Origin of the sequence: Sphingobium sp. YR768, from assembly GCF_900111125.1 — a bacterium.
Lineage (GTDB): Bacteria > Pseudomonadota > Alphaproteobacteria > Sphingomonadales > Sphingomonadaceae > Sphingobium.
Window position 1 is genome coordinate 226577 of sequence record NZ_FOGE01000001.1, and the last position, 21263, is coordinate 247839.

Sequence of the window (21263 nt, forward strand, 5' to 3'; positions counted from 1 at the left end):
ACTTAGCGCTTCGAGAACTGGAAGCTCTTGCGCGCCTTCGCCTTGCCGTACTTCTTACGTTCGACAACGCGGCTGTCGCGGGTCAGGAAGCCTTCGGCCTTGACCGCGCTGCGCAGGGCAGGCTCATACTTGGTCAGCGCCTGGGCGATGCCATGCTTCACGGCGCCGGCCTGACCCGACAGACCACCACCCTTGACGGTAGCGATCACGTCATACTGACCTTCACGCTCGGTCACGCCGAACGGCTGGTTGATCACCAGACGCAGGGTCGGACGGGCAAAGTAGATTTCCTGATCGCGGCCGTTGACCGTGATCTTGCCGGTGCCGGGCTTCACCCACACGCGGGCCACGGCGTCCTTGCGGCGGCCGGTGGCATAGGCACGGCCGAGACCGTCGATTTCCTGGGCGCGCAGCGGCGCCGAGGGCTGAACCGGGGCGACGGGCGCGTCGACGGCATCCGAAACCGGAGCAGCGGCAACCGGAGCGGCAGCGGCTTCAGCGGCGATCGCCGCGAGGTCGGACAGAGACTGGCGGTTATCGGTCATTATGCACCCACCTTGTTCTTGCGGTTGCGCGACGCGAAGTCGAGCACTTCGGGGTTCTGGGCTTCATGGGCGTGCTCGGCGCCGGCGAAAATGCGCAGGTTGCGCATCTGCTGACGGCCCAGCGGACCACGGGGGATCATACGCTCGACGGCCTTTTCCAGGACACGCTCGGGGAAACGGCCTTCCAGAATCTTCTGGGGGGTGGTTTCCTTGATGCCACCGGCATAACCGGTGTGCTTGTAGTACACCTTGTCGGTCAGTTTGCGACCGGTAAACTTCACCTTGCCGGCGTTGATGATGATGACATTGTCACCGCAATCGACGTGGGGCGTGAAGCTGGTCTTGTGCTTGCCGCGCAGGATATTCGCGACAGTCGAAGCGAGGCGACCCACGACGAGGCCTTCGGCGTCGATCAGGATCCACTTCTTTTCGACCGTTGCCGGGGTTGCCGGCTTGGTGGTCTTCATCAGCGCCTTCATGGTGCCAATACTCCAGAATGAAAAAATGAAACCGGACGCCGTTGCCGACGTCCGGAAGTGGGGCGCTAATGACGACTGCACCCCGCGAAGTCAAGAGATTCGGCGCGTTTCACGACGGGTAAAATAATACCATGCTTGATGAGCGCCTCATTTGGCCGGAGTCAGGCTCCGGCTTTCGACCAATGGCTGGCCGCCCGCGATCAGGCTGCGCTCCTGATTTTCGACAAGGCCGGTGGTGCGCGAGAGATGATAGCGGATGGCCACCTGCACTCCCTCGCCCGCCAGCTTTTCCTCCAGAACCAGCCCATTGCCGTCCTGCTTGGCAACCGTCAGCATGCCCTCCACCGGCACCGGGCGGACCAGCGGCGATCCCGCGACGGTGCGGACGCCCCGGCCCGCGCCATCCTCGACATCGCTCGCGGCGAACAGGAAGAGCGGCTGCAACTCGCCCGCCAGCAGCGCCAGCCGTCCTTCCGGAGAGAGGCTGGCGAACAGCGCCTGCACATTTTTCGCCGCGCGCTGCCGGTCGCTGTTCCCGGCGGCCAGCATGGCGTCGACACCGGCCTGCACCTTCGCCCAGACCGCATCCAGATCATCGACGGCGACGATCTTGCCCGCCGCATTCAGCCGGAAGCGCATCGCGACGCCGATCAGCGGTTCCAGCGCGGCGCGATAGGGCACGGCCCCGGCGGTCGCCGCATCGGTGTCGATCGCGCGCAAGGTGGCGGTGACGCTATAGCCCTCCCCCGTCCGCTCGAAGCGCAGGTCGCGCGTGGCGGTAAAGGCGCTGACCTTGCCCGCGATCGGCCGATGCTGTTCTATCCGATAGACCAGCGCATGGTCGACCGGCGGCGCAAAGGGGACCGCGACAGTCCCGGCCGTTGCGGGCGCGGTAAGGGCGAACGATGCAAGGGCGAACAGCATTTTCATGACCGGCGACCGCCAATGGCATGGGCGCCCCATGCGGTAGCGGCCACGACCAGCGCCCCCACCGCCTGATGCAGCACGGCGAGCGGCAGGGCGATACCGCTGATGACGGTGGCGATGCCCAGCAATATCTGTGCGCCCAGTGCTGCCTGGATCGCGATCGATGCGCCGCGCTGCCCGGCCCGCTTCGCCCGGCGCGCCAGTATGAACAGGGCGACCGCAGCGACCCAGGCCCACCAGCGATGCAGGAAGTGGACGAGATAGGGATCGGACGAGATGGTCGCCCAGAGCGATCCCATCCAGCTAATCCCCTCCGGCACGAAATGATCGTTCATCAGCGGCCAGGTGCTGGAAACATAGCCCGCATCCAGCCCGGCGGTGAAGGCGCCCAGCATCAGTTGCACCATCAGCACCAGCAGCACGACCAGCGCGAAGGGGCGCAGCGTTGCGGGTTTCGCGCGTGAAGAGCGCGCCAGCGCGAGCAGGTCGAGCGCGGTCCAGATCAGCCCGCCGATGATGAACAGCGCGGTCAGCAGATGCACCGCCAGTCGGTAATGGCTGACATCGGTCCGCACCGACAGGCCGGACTTGACCATCCACCAGCCAATCGCCCCCTGCAACCCGCCCAGCGCCAGCAATGCAACCAGTCGCGGACCATAGCCCGCCGGAATGGCGCGCTTCCACGCGAACCAGATCAGCGGCAGCGCGAAAGCCACGCCGATCAGCCGCCCCAGCAGCCGGTGCATCCATTCCCAGAAGAAGATGAACTGGAAATCCGACAGGGTCATGCCCTGCCGCAACTGCTGATATTCCGGAATCCGCTGATAGAGGCGAAACGCCTCCATCCATTGATCGTGCGTCAGCGGCGGGATGGCGCCCGTAATCGGCTTCCACTGCGTGATCGACAGACCGGATTCGGTCAACCGGGTGATGCCCCCCACCACTACCATGCAAAAGACCAGAAAAGCCACGATCAGCAGCCAGCGGGCAATGGCGGCAGGCCGCGCGGAGCGGGAAAATGCGGTCGAACTCATGGCCCCGGTCCATGCGCCCAAGCCCTGTCCTTTTCAAGCCATCGGACATGGACAAAGGGTCCAAGGAAAGGTTAGCCGGGGATACAAAGATCAGCCGATGCGTATCTGACTGACAGGGTATGAAGCAGGATATGTCGATGACCAGTGCGCCAACAGGCACAGCCGCGATGATCGCCGCGCAGGGGCCACTGGGCGCCCTGACCGCCGCGATCGATGCGCCATCGCCGCTCGGCCCGGTCAATCAATGGTCGCCTGCGCTGATATCGACCGTGCGCATGATGCTGTCGTCCAAGGCTGAAATCGTGTTGTTCTGGGGCCCGGACTTCTGCGCTCTTTATAATGAAGCCTATGCCCCCACGATCGGCGACAAGCATCCCCACGTTCTGGGGCGGGCAGGTCGGGAGGGCTGGGCCGAATTATGGGACGATCTTGGCCCGTTGCTGCAATCCGTTCAGGAAACGGGCGAGACATTCCATGCCAAGGATCGGCAATTCTATATCGAACGGGATGGCGGACGCGGCGAGGACGTCTATTTCGACATCAGCTATTCACCTGTGTTCGAAGCCGACGGATCGATCGGTGGCGTGCTGTGCATCGTCAGTGAGACGACCAAGCGCGTATTGGCCGAGCGGGCCATGCTGGCCGACCGCAACCGGCTATGGGCGCTGGCCCACGATCCGTTCCTGATCGCCGACACGGCAGGCGTCTGGATCGCCGCCAGTCCGGCCTGGACGGACATATTGGGCTGGAGCGAAGAGGAATTGATCGGCCACACGTCGCAATGGATGGAGCATCCCGACGATGTGTCGGCCACCCGCGAGCGGATCGATGATCTGGCCCATGGCCAGCCAGTGCTGCGTTTCGACAACCGGTTTCGGGCGAAGGACGGCAGCTATCGAACGTTCAGTTGGACCGCGGTTCCCGAAGGCGACCTGATCTACTGCGTCGCTCGCGACGTGACCGAACATCGCGCCCATGCCCTCGCGCTGGCGGACGCAGAATCGGCGCTGCGCCAGGCGCAGAAGATGGAGACGCTGGGCCAGCTCACCGGCGGAGTCGCGCATGATTTCAACAATCTGCTCCAGATCGTGACCGGCAATCTGGACCTGCTCCAGCGCGCCCTGCCGGAAAGCGACGATCGGCTGCGGCGCATGGCGGACCGGGCCATGGCAGGAGCCGAACGCGCCGCAATCCTGACTCAGAGACTCCTGGCCTTTTCCCGCCGACAACCGCTTGATCCCCGCCCGATCGATCCTGCCCGCCTGATGGGCGCCATGTCCGATCTGCTGTTCCGGACATTGGGGGAAACCATTGCCGTCGAAACCATCGCAGCGCCCGACTGCTGGTCGATCGAGGTCGATGTCAACCAGATGGAAAATGCGTTGCTCAATCTGGCGGTCAATGCCCGCGACGCCATGCCGGATGGCGGACGCCTGACCATCGCCGTCGACAATGTCGCGATCGGAGCGGACGACCCCGACATCGGGCCGGGTCAATATGTTGCGATCACGGTCACCGATACGGGCGAGGGCATGGACGCCGATACGCTGGCGCATGCGATCGAGCCCTTCTTCACCACCAAGGAGGTCGGCCGTGGCACCGGGCTTGGCCTTTCCATGGTCTATGGCTTCATCAAACAGTCTGGCGGCCATGTCCGGGTTCAGTCCGCGCCCGGCCAGGGGACGCGCGTGTTGCTCTATCTGCCCCGCCATCATGGCTATGTCGCGGCGAATGAAGATGAAGCGCCCGACCGTGCCAGCACAGCCGTCGGCGGGCACGAAACCATCCTGCTGTGCGAGGATGACGACAATGTCCGCGCCTACTCGGTCGAGGTGCTGCGGGAACTGGGCTATCGGGTGATCCCGGCCATCGACGGCGCTGCGGCTTTAGCCGCGCTGGAAGCGACGGAGGAGCCGGTCGATCTTCTCTTCACCGATGTCGTCCTCCCCGGCGGCATGACCGGGGCCGATCTTGCTCACGCGGCCGCGCTCCACCAGCCGGGATTGCGGACGCTGTTCACCACTGGCTATGCGCGCGACGCGATTGTCCATCATGGCCGCTTGGACGCAGGCATCGACCTGTTGCCCAAACCCTTCAGCTACAGCGATTTGGCCGCCAAGGTCCGCGAAGTGCTGGACCGGCCCGAAGATGTCGCGCAACGAGCCAGCTGACGGCGTAAGGCTTCAGCCTCTGGTCGCCTTCCACGCGGCGACCAGATCGCGGCCGCGCTGGCCCACGATCGCCGCGTCATCCCCCGGCTTGTAGAGCGCGCCGCCCACGCCAATGCCCTCACAGCCACCGGCCAGCCATTCGCCGATCGTGTCCGCGCCCGTGCCGCCCACAGCCCAGACGCCGACATGTTTGGGCAGTACATCCTTGACCGCCTTCACATAGGCCGCGCCAAGCCGTGCGGCGGGGAACAATTTGATCCGCTTCGCGCCTGCGCCGATCGCAGCGAAGGCTTCGCTGGGAGTCATAAATCCGGGCAGCAATTCCAGCCCCAGTTCCGCGCCGCGCCGGATGACGTCGGGGTTGGTGTTGGGCGTCACCATGATCCGGCCGCCCGCCTGATGCAGCTGCTCCACCGCCTCGACGCTCAGCACCGTGCCGCCGCCGATCAGGGCGACGTCGCCAAAAGCAGCTTGCATGGCGGCAATGCTCTTGAGCGGCTCAGGCGAATTGAACGGCACTTCGAGGATACGGATGCCCGCTTCGACCAGCGCAGCGCTGACGTCCAGCGCTTCTTCCGGCTTGATGCCGCGCAGGATGGCGCAGACCGGCGGTGCGCCATCGGCCAGCAATTCGTCCAGGGTCATGCCGTCACTTCTCCCAAATATCCAAGCCCGGCGAGCGCGCAGGCATCGCCATCGATCGCCGCAGAGCCGACACCCTGCGCCTCCAGCGCCTGCGCATAGCGGGCAGAAAGCCGCTTGTCGCCGATCAGCAGCACGTCGACATCCTCGCCCAGGCTGGCGCGCACTTCAGCGACTTCGCACCCGATCAGCAAGCCGGACAAATAGCCTAGCGCCCAGTCGGCAGAACGCCCGGCACGCAGCCGCATCGCGCGCGCCGCGAACAGCGACTGTAACAGCTTGCCGACGCCCGCCTTTTCCAGCCCCTCGGCAAAGCCGGCGGCCTCTTCCGCAGTATCCGCCACCTCGACCTTCGGCCCAAGGGTCGACTGGTCGCGCAGCAGCGCGAACATCTCGCCAGTCGGTATCGTGCGGAAAGCGACGACACGACCATCCTCGACCAGCGACCATTTATTATGGGTGCCGGGCAGCACGATCAGATGCCGCCCCTGCGCCAGCGCAGGATCGCGCAGACAGGCGCCGAAAATCTGCGTTTCCTCGCCCCGCATCACATCGGGGATGCCGTCCGCGCCTTCGCAAGCCAAACCGGCCATGATCGCCAGCGGCGCGCCGCGCCAGTCGAAGCGGACCGCCGCCTGCCGCCATGTCGCGGCATCGGCCGGACAATCGGCATAGGGCGCCTCCACCCAGCCATCGCGCGCGCCGACCATGCCGCACAGAGTGATGGATTCGGGCGTTCCGTCCGCCAGCCAGGGCGCGATCGTGTCGGCAAAGGCGGCCTCCGCCGCCCGCCCGACCGCGCCGATTCCCGGCCCGTCGCGACGGGCGACGATCACCCCATTTTCCACCCGGAACAACCGCAGCCGACTTGTCCCCCAATCACCGATCACGGCATAATCGGTCATCGGGCACCTCTCCGAAGAAAATTTATGGTAGCGCTCACATTTCCCCACTTCGGGTTCTTGAAATTCTATTTGTATGAGTATATCAGGACGGTGAGCGCGTCAACGCGCCATGCCCTATTTTTGCGTCAGGATGCCCCGATGAGCGATTCGCCAAAGACTGCCCCCAAGCTGCGCAGCCGCGCCTGGTTCGATAATCCAGAGAATATCGACATGACCTCGCTCTATCTGGAGCGTTATCTGAACTTCGGCCTGTCTCTTGAGGAATTGCGCAGCGGCAAGCCGATTATCGGCATCGCCCAGACCGGCAGCGACCTGTCGCCCTGCAATCGCCATCATCTGGTGCTGGCCGAACGCATGCGCGAGGGCATTCGCGAAATGGGCGGCATCGCGCTGGAATTCCCGGTCCATCCGATTCAGGAAACCGGCAAGCGCCCGACCGCCGGTCTGGACCGCAACCTGGCCTATCTGGGCCTGGTCGAAGCCATGTACGGCTACCCGCTCGACGGCGTGATCCTGACCAGCGGCTGCGACAAGACCACCCCGGCGCTGCTGATGGCCGCCGCCACCGTCAACATCCCGGCGATCGCCTTGTCGGTCGGCCCGATGCTGAACGGCTGGCACAAGGGCGAGCGCACCGGTTCGGGCACCATCGTATGGCATGGCCGGCAGTTGCTGGCCGCCGGCAAGATCGACGATGAAGGATTCATCAAGCTGGTGGCGTCTTCCGCGCCCTCGACCGGTTTCTGCAACACCATGGGCACCGCCAGCACCATGAACGCGCTCGCCGAAGCGCTGGGCATGATGCTGCCCGGCAGCGCGGCGATCCCGGCCCCCTATCGCGACCGTCAGGAAGCGGCCTGGCGCACGGGCAAGCGCATCGTCGAAATGGTGCATGAGGATCTCAAGCCCTCCGACATCATGACGCTCGACGCATTCCACAACGCCATCGTCGCCAACTCGGCGATCGGCGGCTCCACCAACGCGCCGATCCATCTGGCCGCGATCGCCCGCCACATGGGCGTGGACCTGCCGCTCAAGGATTGGGAAACGGTCGGCCACAAGGTGCCTCTGCTGGTCAACATGCAGCCGGCCGGCGAATATCTGGGCGAGGATTATTACCGCGCCGGCGGCCTGCCCGCCGTGATCAGCCAGCTGATCGACCAGGGCCTGATCAAGGAAGGCGCAATGACCGTCAATGGCAAGACCATGGGCGAAAATTGCAAGGGCGTGGAGATCGAGGACGAAAAGGTCATCCGTCCGTTCAACCAGCCGCTGAAGGACGAAGCCGGCTTCCTGGTGCTGACCGGCAACCTGTTCGACGAAGCGGTCATGAAGACCAGCGTCATCAGCGAAGAATTCCGCATGCGCTATCTGTCGAACCCCGAGGATCCCGAAGCCTTTGAAGGCCCGGCAGTCGTGTTCGATGGCCCCGAAGACTATCACCACCGCATTGACGATCCGTCGGTCGGCATCACCGCCGACACGCTGATGTTCATGCGCGGCGCTGGCCCGATCGGCTATCCGGGCGCGGCGGAAGTCGTGAACATGCGTCCCCCGGCCTATCTGATCACCGAAGGCGTGTCGGCCCTGCCCTGCATCGGCGACGGTCGCCAGTCGGGCACGTCGGGCAGCCCGTCGATCCTGAACGCTTCACCCGAAGCGGCGGCGATGGGGGGCCTCGCTCTGCTGGAAACCGGCGACCGGGTCCGCATGGACCTGAAGAAGGGCGTCGTGAACGTCCTGATTTCCGACGAGGAACTGGAAGCACGTCGCGCCAAGCTGGTCGCCGAGGGCGGATTCAAATATCCGGCTTCGCAGACCCCCTGGCAGGAAATCCAGCGTTCGGTGGTCGGCCAGATGAACACCGGCGCGATCCTGGAAGGCGCGGAGAAATATCAGCGCATCGCCCAGACCATGGGCCTGCCGCGCGACAACCATTGATCGGGCACTAATCCGGCACTCAACCGTCAACGGCGCGTCATCAGAAAGGGGCAACAGGACATAATTTCCGTGCAGCCATGCTCGAAATCATATCCTGCCACCCCCATCTGACGCACGCGCCGTTCCGGCAAGATTTTCAAACCTTTCCACGACATTTCGGGAGATATCCATGTTTAACGGAGCCATTCTGGTCGGTGCCGCCGAGCGCACCGGCGGTGAGCCTTTCTTCGCGGTCGATCCTTCGACCGGCGCCAAGGGCGACGTCGCCTTCCACAACGCATCGACTGCCGATGTCGCCGATGCCTGCGCGCTGGCCGACAGCGCGTTCGAGAGCTTTTCGACCCTGTCGCCTGAAACCCGCGCGGCTTTCCTGGAAGCGGTTGCCGATCAGATCGTCGCCATCGGCGACCTGCTGATCACCACCGCCATGAGCGAAACCGGCCTGCCCCGTGGCCGTCTGGAAGGCGAACGGGGCCGCACCGTTGGCCAGTTGCGCCTGTTCGCCTCCTATGTCCGTCAGGGCGACTGGCTGGACGTCACCATCGACAAGGCGCTGCCGGAACGCGCGCCCCTGCCCCGCAGCGACCTGCGCCGCGTCAACCAGTCGGTCGGCCCGGTCGCCGTGTTCGGCGCGTCCAACTTCCCGCTCGCCTTCTCGGTTGCGGGTGGTGACACCGCATCGGCCTTCGCCGCCGGCAGCCCGGTCGTCGTGAAGGGCCACCCGGCTCACCCCGGCACCGGCGAACTGGTTGCCCGCGCCATCGCCGCCGCAGTCAAGGCCAGCGGCCTGCATGAAGGCGTCTTTTCCTACCTGCCCGGCACCACCAATGATCTGGGCGGCGCGCTGGTCGCCGATCCGCGCATCAAGGCGGTCGGCTTCACCGGTTCGCGCGGCGGCGGCATTGCGCTGATGAAGATCGCCGCCAACCGCGAAGAGCCGATCCCGGTCTATTCGGAAATGTCGTCGATCAACCCGGTCGTGCTGCTGCCGGGCGCTCTCGCGGCCCGCGCCGAAGCGCTGGGCACCGCCTTTGTCGGTTCGCTGAGCCTGTTCGCCGGCCAGTTCTGCACCAACCCCGGCATGGTGATCGCGCTCGACAGCCCCGATCTCGACCGCTTCGTCGCTTCGGCAGCGACGGCCCTGTCGGCCAATCAGCCCCATGTCATGCTGACGCCGGGCATCCACGCCGCCTATGAAAAGGGCGTCGAGGCGCTGGCCGGCGCGGAAGGCGTCACCACCGTCGCGCGCGGCGCGGAAGCCGAAGGCGTGAACCTGGCGCAGTCCGCCCTGTTCGCTACCAGCGGCGAGCAGTTCCGCACCAACCCGGCGCTGTCGCATGAGGTGTTCGGTTCCTCGTCGATCCTGGTGAAGTGCGCCACGATCGAGGAAGTGATCGCCACCATCGCCCAGATGGAAGGTCAGCTGACCGCCACGCTCCAGATGGACGCAAGCGACACCGACAATGCCGCCAAGCTGCTGCCGACCCTGTCCCGCAAGGTCGGCCGCGTGCTCGCCAATGGCTGGCCGACCGGCGTCGAAGTGACCCATGCCATGGTCCATGGCGGTCCCTTCCCGTCCACCTCGGACGGCCGCACCACCTCGGTCGGCACGCTGGCCATGATGCGCTTCCTGCGTCCGGTCTGCTATCAGGACGTGGTTGATGCCGTGCTGCCGCCCGCGCTTCAGGACGCCAATCCCTGGGGCCTGACGCGCCGCATGGAAGGCAAGCTGGAAGTGGCCGCCTGATGATCCGGGCAGGTCTCGTCGGACTCGGCAAGATCGCGCGCGACCAGCACCTGCCCGCGATCGAGAAGATCGATGGCATCGAGCTGGTCGCCGTCGCCAGCCGCAACGCGCAGGGCGAAGGGGTAAATAATTACCCCGACCTCGGCGCGATGCTGGCGGGCGAACCCGATCTGGATGCCGTCATCCTCTGCCAGCCGCCGCAGGTCCGCTATCATGCGGCCCGGCAGGCGCTGCTGGCGGGCAAGCATGTGTTCCTGGAAAAGCCGCCGGGCGCGACCGTGTCCGAAGTGGAGGCGTTGACCGCGCTGGCCAGGGCGCAGGGCGTGACGCTCTATGCCAGCTGGCACAGCCGCTACGCCGCCGCCGTGGCGCAGGCCAAGGCCTGGATCGCAGAGCGCAAAGTCGAGCGGATCGATATCCAGTGGCGCGAAGATGTGCGCCACTGGCATCCGGGTCAGCCCTGGATATGGGAAGCGGGCGGTTTCGGCGTGTTCGATCCGGGCATCAACGCCCTGTCGATCCTGACCGAGATTGTCGGCGAACCGATCACGGTGCTGTCGGCTTCGCTGGAAGTGCCGTCGAACAAGCAGGCGCCGATCGGCGCGACGCTTGAGCTGGCGACGACGTCGGGCGCGGCGATCGACACCGTGTTCGACTGGCGCCAGACCGGCCCCCAGACCTGGGACATTGCGGTCGACACCGACAAGGGCAGCCTGCTCCTGTCGGAGGGCGGCAATACGCTGCGTCTGGACGGTGAAGTGCAGATGAAGGCGCCGGACGAGGAATATCCGACCATGTACCGGCGTTTCGTCGGGCTGGTGGCGGACAAGGCGATCGACGCCGACACCGCGCCGCTGCGTCTGGTGGCCGATGCCTTCCTTTGCGGACGGCATTGCCCTACGGCTGCATTTGAGGACTGATATCAAAGGAAGAAGAGGCATGGGGAGCGCGCGCAAGGAAGGACCGTTCGGATCGGACGAGGGCGCGCTCCGCATCCATCAGGCGATCGCCCGCGATCTGGGCACCGCCATATTGACGGGCAAGTATAAGCCCGGCGACCTGTTCGAGGGCGAGATCGAGGCGTCCGAGCGGCTGGGCGTGTCACGCACCGCCTATCGCGAAGCGGTCCGCATTCTGATCGCGCGGGGGATGGTAGAAAGCCGCCCCAAGGCGGGCACCCGAGTCCTGCCGCGCAACCGCTGGAATGTTCTGGACCCCGAAATGCTCGCCTGGATGTTTGCGGGCGAGCCGGACCCGGATTTCATTCGCGATCTGTTCGAACTGCGCGGTGTGATCGAGCCGGCGGCGGCCGAGTTTGCTGCGCGCCGGCGCACCGATGAACAATTGGCGACCATGGATGCCGCGCTGGAGGAGATGGGCCGTTATGGCCTGTCGACGCCCGAAGGCCGCGCCGCCGACCAGCGTTTCCATCATGCGATATTGGCCGCCACCCGCAATGATGCCTTGTCCGCTCTCGCCAGTTCGGTCGGTGCAGCAGTGAGTTGGACCACCAAGTTCAAGCATCGCAAGAAGCTGATGCCGCGCGATCCCCTGCCCGACCATCGCGCCGTCTATCAGGCGATCGCCGCCCGCGACACGGCGGCGGCGCGCGCGACCATGGCCGAACTGCTGCGGCTGGCGCTGGCGGACATGGATATCGCCATTACCGAGCCGGGTTGATCCGGGGAACGCCGTGTTCCTGCGAAGGCAGGAACCCAGGCCCGCGCTTGCGATAATCCCCGCGTTCCGAACTGGGCTCCTGCTTTCGCAGGAGCACGTTCCGGCATCAGCCCAAGATAAAGTCCACGCCTGCCTTCGCATGTATGCCGGTGCAGTCGTGGATCGGCAGCACATTGGCCTTCACATCGACGATCATCTCCAGTTCGGTGCAGGCCAGCACCACGGCCTGCACATCTTCCTTGGCGATGTCGGTCAGTTCCGATTTCATATAGCGTTCGGATTCCTTGCTGACCTTGCCCAGGGTCAGTTCGTCATAGACGATGCGGTCGATCCGGTCGGCCAGTTCCATGTCGGCGGGCAACAGCGATACGCCATGGGCGACCAGACGCTGGCGGTAGAATTTTTCGGTCATGACATTGCGGGTGCCGATCAGCGCGGCCTTCTCGATCCCGTCGGCCTGCATCCTGTCACCCACCACTTCGGCGATGTGGATGATGGGAATGCCGACCTCTGCCTGCACCTGATCATAGACGCGATGCATGGAATTGGCGCAGATCAGGATGCTGCCGGCCCCGCCCTGCTCCAGCCGGCGAGCGGAAGCGATGAGTTGCCCGGCGGCGCAATCCCAATCCTGCTGCGTGGCGCAGCGGGCGACTTCGGCGAAATCCAGGCTGTCGATCAGCAGGGGGGCGCTATGCTGGCCGCCCAGCGCGCGATGCACCGCCTTGTTGATGATCTCATAATAGCGGGCGGTGGACGTCCAACTGAGACCACCGATAAGGCCGAGTTTGCGCATTGCTTCTCCAGGGGGCGCGGCCGGAACTGGCCGCTATCGCCCAAGGGTTAGGGCAGGCCCGGCGCGCGGGGCAAGCCCCCAGATGCCGCCGGTCCCATCTTCCTCACGCGCCAGCCCAGCGTCAGGCTGCCCGAGGCGGCGAGCGCACCGCCCATCACCATGGCGCTGTTGCCGATCGCAAGGCCCAGCATCGCCCCGGCCCCACCCGCGCCGGCGATGAGCCATAGCCGCACCAGCCCGTCGCCGATCCGCCCCGTCCAGCCCGCCAGCAAGGCCGCGAAGAGCTGGACCGCGCCGATCAGGCCGCCGATGATCGCACAGATCGCGGCAGCCCCCTCAAGATCGAATGGCCCGCGATTGCGCAGGATCGCCGCCGCCAGCGCCATCGCCGCCGCGCCCAGCAGGCCCAGACCAAGGCCGATCAGGATCGGCAAGACCGCCTGCGCGGCGCGACGGACCAGCAGCAAGCCGATGCCACCGCCGATGATGACCGCACCGACCATCTCCGGCAGGTTGACGACATCATGGCTGTAGACGGCGGCGGCGCAGGCCAGCACCAGACCAGCCAGCGCCAGCCGATTGCCGCGCCGCTGCGGGCTACGCATGGCGATAAGGAAGAGCAGGCCCGCCAGCAGATAGACGCCTGCCACGAAGGGCGACGGATCGACGCCATCGATCCGGATGCCCAGCAGAGCGGCGACCGGCCCGGTCATGGCGCGTCATCCTCCGCCTGATCCGGTTGCCACCCCTCGCCCGCGCCAAAGGCCAAAATGCCCGCGATACTGGCGCAGACCACAGCCAGCAACGCCAGATAGCGCGCGGCCACGCTGCCGGTTTCGGCGGCGGCGATCAGGGCGCCGACCAGAAGCACGGACGCCATTCCCGTACCCAACGTGGGCAGAAAATCGACGACCGCCCGCCGCGCGGCGAAGAAGCCAGCGGCGCAGGCGACAACGAACAGAGGCAGCAACGCGAGAGGAGCCGTCATCGGCGCGCTGCCCATGAAATCCAGATCAGGTGGAAATCAGCAGGACCACCAGCGCAGCCAGAGCGACGCTGACGATCGTGCCCCATTTCACGAAGCCGACAAAGCTCGCATAGGTCTGATCCGCAGCCTTCATATTCCCGTCCGACGCCATATCCTGTCCCCTGTTGCGGTGCTTATCCTGCCTCTCATATCCACTCGGCCCGCCCCCCTCAACCCGCGTGCCAAGAAAATGACAGTCGGTTAAGCCCACCTTTACCCGCGCGCCCTAGCATCGGTCCCCTGTTGCAGATGAGGGGTTTGAATGACGCGCGACGGCGTACCGATGCTGATGCTGATCGACGACGAGCCGGCCCAGAGGCGGCTGGTGTCGGTGCTGGCCGCGCGCGCGGGATGGCGCACGATCTTCGCGCCGGATGGCGAAACCGCCATTGCCACGCTCGGCACGCAGGACGGGATGCAACTGGATGCGATCGTGCTGGACCAGTGGAGCCCGGACTATGAGCCCTCTGGCCTGATTCGCGAAATTCATGCGCGCCGCCCCGCATTGCCGATCCTGATCCTGACGGCGCATAATAATGTCGCCGTCGCCGTGGAAGCGATGCGGGCGGGCGCCACCGATTATCTGTCCAAGCCGATTGCGCCGGAACGGCTGCTTGCCGCGCTCAACGCCACTTTGGTCGAAGGCGCCAGCGCGGGCGAATTGCGGCCTCTGACCGAAAAGATCACTGCCCCCCTCTCCTTCGAGGATGTCGTCGGTTCCGCGCCCCAGTTTCGCGCGGCGCTGGCCATCGCGGCAAAGGCGGCGCGCGCCCGTGTGCCCGTGCTGATCGAGGGGGAAAGCGGCGTCGGCAAGGATGTGATCGCCCGCGCCATCCATGCCGCCTCCCCCCGCCACAAGCAGGCGATGGTCACGGTCAATTGCGGCGCGATCCCCGCCAATCTGGTCGAATCGGAATTGTTCGGCCATGAACGCGGCGCCTTTACCGGGGCGTTCGAACGGCATGTCGGCAAATTCGCCAGCGCCGACATGGGCACCATCTTCCTGGACGAAGTCAGCGAAATGCCGCTCGACGCGCAGGTGAAGCTGCTATGCGTGTTGCAGGATGGCGAAGTGCAGCCGATCGGCGCACGGCGGCCGGCGCATGTCGATGTCCGCGTGATCGCCGCGACCAACAAGCGGCTGATCGAGGAGATCGAAGCGGGGCGCTTCCGTGAGGATCTCTATTATCGGCTGAATGTCGTGCAACTGACCGTGCCGCCGCTGCGCGAGCGGATGGGGGATATTCCCGCGCTCTGCCGCCATCTGCTCACCCGCATCGCGACCCAGCCGGGGCTGCGCGGGCTCGGCCTGACCGATGATGCGCTGGCGCTGCTGATGCAGCATGGCTGGCCGGGCAATGTCCGCCAGTTGCAGAACGCCCTGTTCCGCGCCGCTGTGCTGTGCGAGGGCGACGCCCTGACCGCGCAGGATTTCCCGCAGATTGCGGCCCAAATTCAGGCGCAGGGTTCGCAAACCGTCCACCCGCTGCGCCCCCGTGCTGCCTCCCAACCACATCGCGACGGGGCGGGCATCACCCTGTTCGAAGGGGACGGCCATGTCCGGCAACTGGCGGAGATCGAGGCGGACGTCATTCGCCTGGCCATCGGCCATTATCGCGGCCGGATGACGGAGGTCGCCCGGCGGCTGGGGATCGGCCGTTCGACCCTGTATCGCAAGCTGGCCGAACTGGGCATCGACAGCGCAGCTTAACCGGCGTCTGTTGTCGCACCGCCGCGCGATGTGATCGTGCGACGTTGAAATCCGGTGGCGGCTATGCTTTTGAATGAGGCATGAGACACGCCCCCCTCGCCTATTGCCTGCCCGTCCTGCTGCCAGTTCTGCTGATCGGAGCTTGTGGCCGCACCGAACCGGTGGGCGACTTGCCCAGTCAGGAGGAACTGGCGGCCGCCGCCAATGCCGCCGCGGCCAGCGCGCTGGCCAACCAGCAGGCCGAAGCGCAGGAACAGGCCGAGAATCGCAATTATGTGAATATGGCGCACGGCTTTTCCGTCACGCTGCCCGAAGGCTGGGTGATGGACAAGGCCGCCAGCAATGCCGAAGGCATCGTCTATCAGGACCCCGGCGCCGGGGCGGACGTGCGGGTTTTCTGGCAGAAGAATGACGGCGACCAGACGCTCCAGCAGATTGTCGAGGCGATCAACGACAGCGCCGAAGGGGTGGATGGCGATTTCGTCGGCGAGACGGAATATCGCGGCACCGCCAATGATGGCGAAGGCAATAATGTGTCGCTGCGCCTGCTCAAGCAGCCCGACGGATCGATCGTCACCGCGACCTTCGTCTATCCCGAAATGCTGAGCGAACAATATCAGGCCATGGCCGACACGGCGCTGGCCAGCCTGCGCCTGTTCACGCCGAAGGCCGAGGCGGAAGAGGCGGCGCCCAAGCCCGCCAACTGAACCGTTGGTCCGCATCGCCCCCTTCACGCCTGCCGACCAGCCGGCGATCCTGGACCTGATCCTGTCGATCCAGCGCGACGAATATGGCATCGCGATCAGCGCGGCGGACCAGCCGGACCTGATCGACATTGAGGGCTTCTATCTGCCGGGTGCGGGCGGCTTCTGGGTGGCGCATGAGGACGACCGGCTGGTCGGCACGATCGCGCTCAAGGATATTGGCGGGGGTCAGGCCGCGCTGCGCAAGATGTTCGTCGCGGCCAGCCACCGCGGCGCGGCGGCGGGTGTGGCGCAGGGACTGCTCGACACGCTGATCGCGGCGGCCGGGGCGCGGGGTCTGTCGCACATTTACCTCGGCACCACGGATCGCTTTCTGGCCGCGCATCGCTTCTATGAAAAGAACGGCTTTGCGCTGGTGCAGCCCGAAACCCTGCCGTCCGCCTTTCCCAGAATGGCCGTCGACAGCCGCTTTTATGCGCTGACCATCGCCTGACTGGCGGCAGCGGGGAAGGCCATGAAATAGGAAACGCGCCGCTTAACTTCGCATATGTCCCGCGGATTTTGACATTCCGGAACAAGAGTTGGACATTTTATTTCGCGGAGGGATGTGCTGCGAATGTTCGGGTGACACCCTAATGGAGGGTGCCGGAATAGGATACAGCGGCCTTGCCGGGGGAGGAAGTGCATAGATCCTAGATAGACGGTGGGCGCTGCCAACGCGATTCAGACGTCGCAAATTCATACGCTACAGAATTACCAACTCTGACCAAAATTAGACGGTCGGTCGTGGCTGAGACGTGATAAATTAACAGTCATCGAATGATCACTACATGCTATGTGGGCTATACAGTTCCTCAGAAATGACAGGACGACGATGGACTACAATGCACTGAGCGATTATTTAACATCTCTACAAAACAAACGTTCAGACAATATCACAATTGAATATGATGAGATAAAAGATCTTCAATATAACTTATACGATAGTTATGTTGACGCTATAGAATTTCCGATGAATCACCTCCGATATGGCGCAAATATAACTCGCGAAGAAGCTCACTCTTATTCCAGAATTCTATGCCGCCTGTTTTCGCCGTCCATGATTGAGCAACATTTGCCCGCCCACAGACGGGCAGCAGCCTATAGAGCTACATCAGAACTTGCCGCCGCTATGGAACGTGTCGCTGCTGGGAAGCGTGCGAGAAAGCTATTCGGCATTTTCGGATAATGTCGTTTGGCGGCTTAAGAGCCATCAGAGTGGGACAGTGCGCGACAAGCCCTGTCACTCTGACTAGATGCATGAAAGAGCCAGCCGGAAGGTTTCCTAAAGCCGCTCGAACCGTCGTTTCCAGCCCCATTATAGGCCAACCCCGCAACCCAATCAAACCGCGCTCAGCCCCGCATCGGCCAGGCCCCGCCACAGGTGCAGCGCCTGTACGCTTTCGCGGACATCATGCACGCGCACCATCTGGGCGCCCTGTTCCGCCGCGCGGAAGGCCAGGGCGACGGAGCCGCCCAGACGCTCCGCCGCCGGCGCTTCGTTGGACAGTGCGCCGATCAGGCGCTTGCGGCTGCCCGCGAAGAGCAGCGCGACGCCCAACCCCTGAAAGGTCGCGAGGCCGTTGACCAGCGCCAGATTGTCGGCCAGCGACTTGCCGAAGCCCAGCCCCGGATCGACCATGATCTTTTCACGCGGGATGCCCGCCGCCTCCGCCACCGCAATCCGGGCTTCGAGATGGTCGAATATATCGGCCACGACATCGCCATAGCCGCCCGGATTCGCATGGGGATCGTCACCGGCCGAGGGGGCGTGCATCAGGATGACCGGGCAACCGGCCGCCGCCACCACTTCCAGACTGCGGGGATCATGGGCCAGCGCGCTGACATCGTTGATGATTCTGGCCCCTGCGGCCAGCGCCGCCTCCATCACCGCCGCCTTGCGGGTGTCGACCGACACCGGCAGGCCCGAAGCCGCCAGCCGCTCGATCACGGGGACGATGCGGGCGATCTCATCCCCTTCCCAGACCTTGGGCGCCTTGGGCCGGGTCGATTCGCCGCCCACGTCGATCAGCGCGGCGCCGCCCGCCGCCATGGCGAAACCGGCGTCGGCCGCCGCCTGCGGATCGGCCATATGCTTGCCGCCGTCGGAGAAGCTGTCGGGCGTGACGTTCAGGATCGCCATCACCTGAGGCGCGTCGAAGCGGATGGTGCGATCGCCCAGATGGAGCGGCGGGCGGACGGCGGAGATATGGGCGGCCAGTTGCCGGGCGCGCCGGGCGAGCGGATCGGGCAGCGCGGCGATCGCGTCCTCGAACCCGGCGACCGGCACGGTGACGCGCGCGATCCGGCGGGCGCCGTCCAGCGCGGTCAGTTCATAGCCCTGAAACCAGAGCAGCCCGTTGGCCATCCGCGCCGCCGCGCCATCCGGCAGGCCGATCGGGCTCGGCACGAACCAGACGGGCTTGAGGTAGAGGCGGGCGTGGGGCGGGATGGTGGGCAAGAAGGACATCTTTATTCCCGTTCGCCCTGAGCGAAGTCGAAGGGCGGTGCTGAGCGAAGCGAAGCCGCTTCCCTTCGGTCGGCGGAAGGCTTCGACTTCGCTCAGCCCGAACGGAATTGCAAGTTTGTGCTTTTAGGGTTCGTTGGCGAGCAGGTAGGTCTGGCGCAGGCTGTCGATCGGCGCGAGTTTGCCGTCCACCTCGACATGCCAGAAGGTCCAGCCATTGCAGCTTGGCGCGCCTTGCAGGGTGGCGCCCATCTTGTGGATGGAGCCGCTGTCGGTGCCGACGCAGAGCGATCCGTCGGCGCGGACCACCGCCTGCCAGCGGCGCTTGCTGTCGGTCAGCACCGCGCCGGGGTTCAGATAGCCGGTTTCGACCAAAGTGCCGAAGGCGACCTTGGGCTGCTGACGCGCGGTCTGCATGATGGTGAGCGAGGATTCGTCGAGCGGCAGGGCGGCTTCGATGCGCTCCAGCGCGACTTCGATATAGTCCGGTTCGCGCTCAATGCCGATCCACTGACGGCCCAGGCGCTTGGCGACCGCGCCGGTGGTGCCGGTGCCGAAGAAGGGATCGAGCACCACATCGCCCGGCTTGGTGCAGGCGAGCATGACGCGATAGAGCAAAGCCTCGGGCTTTTGCGTCGGGTGCGCCTTGGTCCCGTTGCGCTTCAAGCGTTCCTGCCCGCTACAGATGGGCAGCACCCAGTCGGAGCGCATCTGCAACTCGTCATTGAGCGTCTTCATCGCTTTGTAGTTGAACGTATATTTGGCATCTTCGCCCTGGCTGGCCCAGATCAGCGTTTCGTGGGCGTTGGTGAAGCGGGTGCCCTTGAAATTGGGCATGGGGTTGGACTTGCGCCAGATGATGTCGTTCAGGATCCAGAAGCCTTCATCCTGGAGCGCGGTGCCGACGCGGAAGATATTGTGATAGCTGCCGATCACCCAGATGCTGCCATTGGGCTTGAGGATACGGCGCGCTTCGCGCAGCCATGCCTTGGTGAAGCGGTCATAGCTGCCCAGCGTGTCGAACTTGTCCCAGTCATTGTCGACCGCGTCCACCCGGCCGCCTTCGGGGCGGAACAGGTCGCCGCCCAACTGAAGGTTGTAGGGCGGATCGGCAAAGATCATGTCGATGCACGCATCGGGCAGCTTGGCCATTTCGGCGATGCAGTCGCCGCGCAGCAGGCGGTTCGCCTCGATCTCGACGGGCGCAATCGCCTTCTTCCGCCGCGGCGCTGCAACGCGCTCCATAACACCCATGATCTTGGCCCCCATTTCGTCTTGAGGAACTGCGATGAGTCCTCGGGAGTCCGGCGTCAAGATCAGCGACTTAGCCGTCGGGCTTCAGAAAAAGGTTAACAAGGGGCGGAACGAAGCGTGGACCCACAAGATGTAGAGTCGGTCGAGTCGCCACAGACTCCATATGGGGCGGTGTGACTCAAAAGACTCAGCGATGACAGGCCTGCGACTTTTTTTGGTTAACGCCGCTTTGGCACCATTTGGCGCACCGAAACTTGACCAATTCATAACCCGATGATTATGGGAACGCATGAATCAGTCCCTCTCCTCCCCCGACCATCAGTTGGCCACCGACGCCCTGTTCAAGGCCCTGTCCGACGGCACGCGCCGCGCCCTGCTGGAGGCGCTGGTGCGCGACGGCGAACAGAATGTGCAGACCCTGACCGACGGGTCGGGCGTATCCCAGCCGATGGTGTCGCGCCATCTGGCCAAGCTGAAGCGTGCCGGCCTTGTGACCGCGCGCCGCACCGGGCGCGAAACCTGGTATGCCGCGCGGGTGAAGGGGCTGGGTCCGGTGATCCAGTGGATGGCCGTGCATGGCGCGCTATGGTCGCAGCGCTTTACGGCGCTGGAGGGGCTGAGCGGGTAGAGGGCGCATCGTAGAGGATCGCGCCTCAACTATGATCCGCTCGCCCTGAGCCTGTCGAAGCCTGTCCTGAGCGCCTGCCTTGGCAGGCAGTCGAAGGGGGCTTTACTTCTTCCGAAGAAAGAGCAGGGCTTCGACAGGCTCAGCCCGAACGGAGTTTAAGTAATCTCGAACTGACAGGCGATGCCCTGATGTTTGAAAACCATCCCTCCGACGCCCGACGCCTCAATTGCCGTCGGCGTCGACCTCGAACGTGACCGGCTTGCCGCGGGAGGTGGGTTCCCATCCTGCCTCAAGAGCCGCGCGGATGCCGCGTGTGATGATCGCGTCGTTGATCTGGAGGCGGCCGGGTTTCAGCCCCTTTACCAGACGTTTGGGCGGAGGAAATTCCAGCAGGGCGCCGCGCTGCATATCCACCTGCATCAGCGCGACGACCATGCCCAGCCAGCCGTCAAAATCATTGCGCTGCGGTTCGCGCCGCAGTTCCCATTCATATTGGATGCCATCGACGGTCACGACACCGCAGAGCGTATTCACATGTTGCATGGCCGCGCCCATATCATGCTTCT

Annotated in this window: 23 protein-coding genes; 10 read left to right on the forward strand and 13 right to left on the reverse strand. The window is 64.7% G+C overall.

Features of this window, described 5'->3' with window-relative positions:
* Window positions 1–2: 2 nt before the first annotated feature.
* The 4 genes from rpsI to BMX92_RS01110 form a co-directional block, all read right to left on the reverse strand.
* Window positions 3–545 carry a 30S ribosomal protein S9 gene (gene rpsI / locus BMX92_RS01095; protein ID WP_093010607.1) on the reverse strand — a complete coding sequence of 181 codons (543 nt, stop codon included), beginning with the start codon at window positions 543–545 and terminating at the stop codon, window positions 3–5.
* Window positions 545–1024, reverse strand: a complete 480-nt coding sequence (rplM, locus tag BMX92_RS01100; RefSeq protein WP_084438944.1) for a 50S ribosomal protein L13 — start codon at window positions 1022–1024, stop codon at window positions 545–547. Before rplM ends, rpsI begins: the two co-directional genes overlap by 1 nt.
* Window positions 1025–1171: 147 nt before the next feature.
* Entirely contained in the window at window positions 1172–1954 is a 783-nt protein-coding gene (locus BMX92_RS01105) for a hypothetical protein (RefSeq protein WP_093010608.1), read from the reverse strand.
* Entirely contained in the window at window positions 1951–2985 is a 1035-nt protein-coding gene (locus BMX92_RS01110) for a COX15/CtaA family protein (RefSeq protein WP_093010610.1), read from the reverse strand. Before BMX92_RS01110 ends, BMX92_RS01105 begins: the two co-directional genes overlap by 4 nt.
* 137 nt (window positions 2986–3122) lie before the next feature.
* On the opposite strand from BMX92_RS01110, the gene BMX92_RS01115 reads away from it, so the two are divergent.
* The gene (locus BMX92_RS01115) at window positions 3123–5156 is read left to right on the forward strand and encodes a hybrid sensor histidine kinase/response regulator (protein WP_256213235.1); all 2034 of its coding nucleotides are present in this window, start codon (window positions 3123–3125) and stop codon (window positions 5154–5156) included.
* A gap of 12 nt (window positions 5157–5168) precedes the next feature.
* On the opposite strand, the gene BMX92_RS01120 is transcribed toward BMX92_RS01115, so the two are convergent.
* Together BMX92_RS01120 and BMX92_RS01125 are read right to left on the reverse strand one after the other, a co-directional pair.
* Window positions 5169–5801: a 2-dehydro-3-deoxy-6-phosphogalactonate aldolase gene (locus BMX92_RS01120; protein WP_093010614.1), complete on the reverse strand. Its 633-nt coding sequence runs from the start codon at window positions 5799–5801 to the stop codon at window positions 5169–5171.
* Window positions 5798–6703: a 2-dehydro-3-deoxygalactonokinase gene (locus BMX92_RS01125; protein WP_093010616.1), complete on the reverse strand. Its 906-nt coding sequence runs from the start codon at window positions 6701–6703 to the stop codon at window positions 5798–5800. Before BMX92_RS01125 ends, BMX92_RS01120 begins: the two co-directional genes overlap by 4 nt.
* Before the next feature lie 138 nt (window positions 6704–6841).
* Here BMX92_RS01125 and BMX92_RS01130 point away from each other — a divergent pair, with 138 nt between their 5' ends.
* The 4 genes from BMX92_RS01130 (at window position 6842) to BMX92_RS01145 (ending at window position 12071) form a co-directional block, all read left to right on the forward strand.
* Window positions 6842–8644, forward strand: coding sequence for an IlvD/Edd family dehydratase (locus BMX92_RS01130; RefSeq protein WP_093010618.1), 1803 nt, complete (start codon window positions 6842–6844; stop codon window positions 8642–8644).
* Between the two features lie 169 nt (window positions 8645–8813).
* Entirely contained in the window at window positions 8814–10391 is a 1578-nt protein-coding gene (locus tag BMX92_RS01135; RefSeq protein ID WP_093010620.1) for an aldehyde dehydrogenase (NADP(+)), read from the forward strand.
* Window positions 10388–11311, forward strand: a complete 924-nt coding sequence (locus tag BMX92_RS01140; RefSeq protein WP_093010622.1) for a Gfo/Idh/MocA family protein — start codon at window positions 10388–10390, stop codon at window positions 11309–11311. The genes BMX92_RS01135 and BMX92_RS01140 overlap by 4 nt, the downstream gene beginning before the upstream one ends.
* A 19-nt stretch (window positions 11312–11330) precedes the next feature.
* A complete protein-coding gene (locus BMX92_RS01145; protein WP_093010624.1) occupies window positions 11331–12071 on the forward strand; it encodes a FadR/GntR family transcriptional regulator in 741 nt (246 codons plus the stop codon).
* Window positions 12072–12177: 106 nt separating this feature from the next.
* Here BMX92_RS01145 and BMX92_RS01150 read toward each other — a convergent pair whose 3' ends face one another.
* The 4 genes from BMX92_RS01150 to BMX92_RS01165 are packed head-to-tail and all read right to left on the reverse strand — an operon-like array spanning window position 12178 to window position 13988.
* Entirely contained in the window at window positions 12178–12867 is a 690-nt protein-coding gene (locus BMX92_RS01150) for an aspartate/glutamate racemase family protein (RefSeq protein ID WP_093010626.1), read from the reverse strand.
* A gap of 47 nt (window positions 12868–12914) precedes the next feature.
* On the reverse strand, window positions 12915–13580 hold the full coding sequence (locus tag BMX92_RS01155) for an NAD(P)(+) transhydrogenase (Re/Si-specific) subunit beta (protein WP_093010628.1): 666 nt from the start codon (window positions 13578–13580) through the stop codon (window positions 12915–12917).
* Window positions 13577–13855: an NAD(P) transhydrogenase subunit alpha gene (locus tag BMX92_RS01160; RefSeq protein ID WP_143066696.1), complete on the reverse strand. Its 279-nt coding sequence runs from the start codon at window positions 13853–13855 to the stop codon at window positions 13577–13579. The genes BMX92_RS01155 and BMX92_RS01160 overlap by 4 nt, the downstream gene beginning before the upstream one ends.
* 25 nt (window positions 13856–13880) lie before the next feature.
* The gene (locus BMX92_RS01165) at window positions 13881–13988 is read right to left on the reverse strand and encodes an aa3-type cytochrome c oxidase subunit IV (RefSeq protein ID WP_177184892.1); all 108 of its coding nucleotides are present in this window, start codon (window positions 13986–13988) and stop codon (window positions 13881–13883) included.
* 168 nt (window positions 13989–14156) lie between these two features.
* On the opposite strand from BMX92_RS01165, the gene BMX92_RS01170 reads away from it, so the two are divergent.
* The 4 genes from BMX92_RS01170 (at window position 14157) to BMX92_RS26780 (ending at window position 17537) form a co-directional block, all read left to right on the forward strand.
* On the forward strand, window positions 14157–15605 hold the full coding sequence (locus tag BMX92_RS01170; protein WP_093010634.1) for a sigma-54-dependent transcriptional regulator: 1449 nt from the start codon (window positions 14157–14159) through the stop codon (window positions 15603–15605).
* Between the two features lie 80 nt (window positions 15606–15685).
* Complete coding sequence (locus BMX92_RS01175; protein ID WP_093010636.1) at window positions 15686–16312, forward strand: hypothetical protein; 627 nt, start codon at window positions 15686–15688, stop codon at window positions 16310–16312.
* A gap of 4 nt (window positions 16313–16316) precedes the next feature.
* Window positions 16317–16802, forward strand: coding sequence for a GNAT family N-acetyltransferase (locus tag BMX92_RS01180; RefSeq protein WP_093010638.1), 486 nt, complete (start codon window positions 16317–16319; stop codon window positions 16800–16802).
* Between the two features lie 381 nt (window positions 16803–17183).
* Window positions 17184–17537, forward strand: a complete 354-nt coding sequence (locus BMX92_RS26780) for a hypothetical protein (RefSeq protein ID WP_143066697.1) — start codon at window positions 17184–17186, stop codon at window positions 17535–17537.
* Window positions 17538–17690: 153 nt separating this feature from the next.
* Here the strand turns inward: BMX92_RS26780 and folP are convergent, their stop codons facing one another.
* Window positions 17691–18818 (reverse strand): dihydropteroate synthase, encoded by a 1128-nt coding sequence (folP, locus tag BMX92_RS01185; protein WP_093010640.1) that lies wholly within the window; start codon window positions 18816–18818, stop codon window positions 17691–17693.
* 123 nt (window positions 18819–18941) lie between these two features.
* Entirely contained in the window at window positions 18942–20069 is a 1128-nt protein-coding gene (locus BMX92_RS01190) for a site-specific DNA-methyltransferase (protein WP_093011276.1), read from the reverse strand.
* A 289-nt stretch (window positions 20070–20358) separates the two neighbouring features.
* Between BMX92_RS01190 and BMX92_RS01195 the strand changes: the two genes are divergently transcribed.
* A complete protein-coding gene (locus BMX92_RS01195) occupies window positions 20359–20697 on the forward strand; it encodes an ArsR/SmtB family transcription factor (RefSeq protein WP_093010642.1) in 339 nt (112 codons plus the stop codon).
* Window positions 20698–20919: 222 nt separating this feature from the next.
* Here BMX92_RS01195 and BMX92_RS01200 read toward each other — a convergent pair whose 3' ends face one another.
* On the reverse strand, window positions 20920–21240 hold the full coding sequence (locus BMX92_RS01200) for a hypothetical protein (protein WP_093011279.1): 321 nt from the start codon (window positions 21238–21240) through the stop codon (window positions 20920–20922).
* Between the last annotated feature and the right edge of the window lie 23 nt (window positions 21241–21263).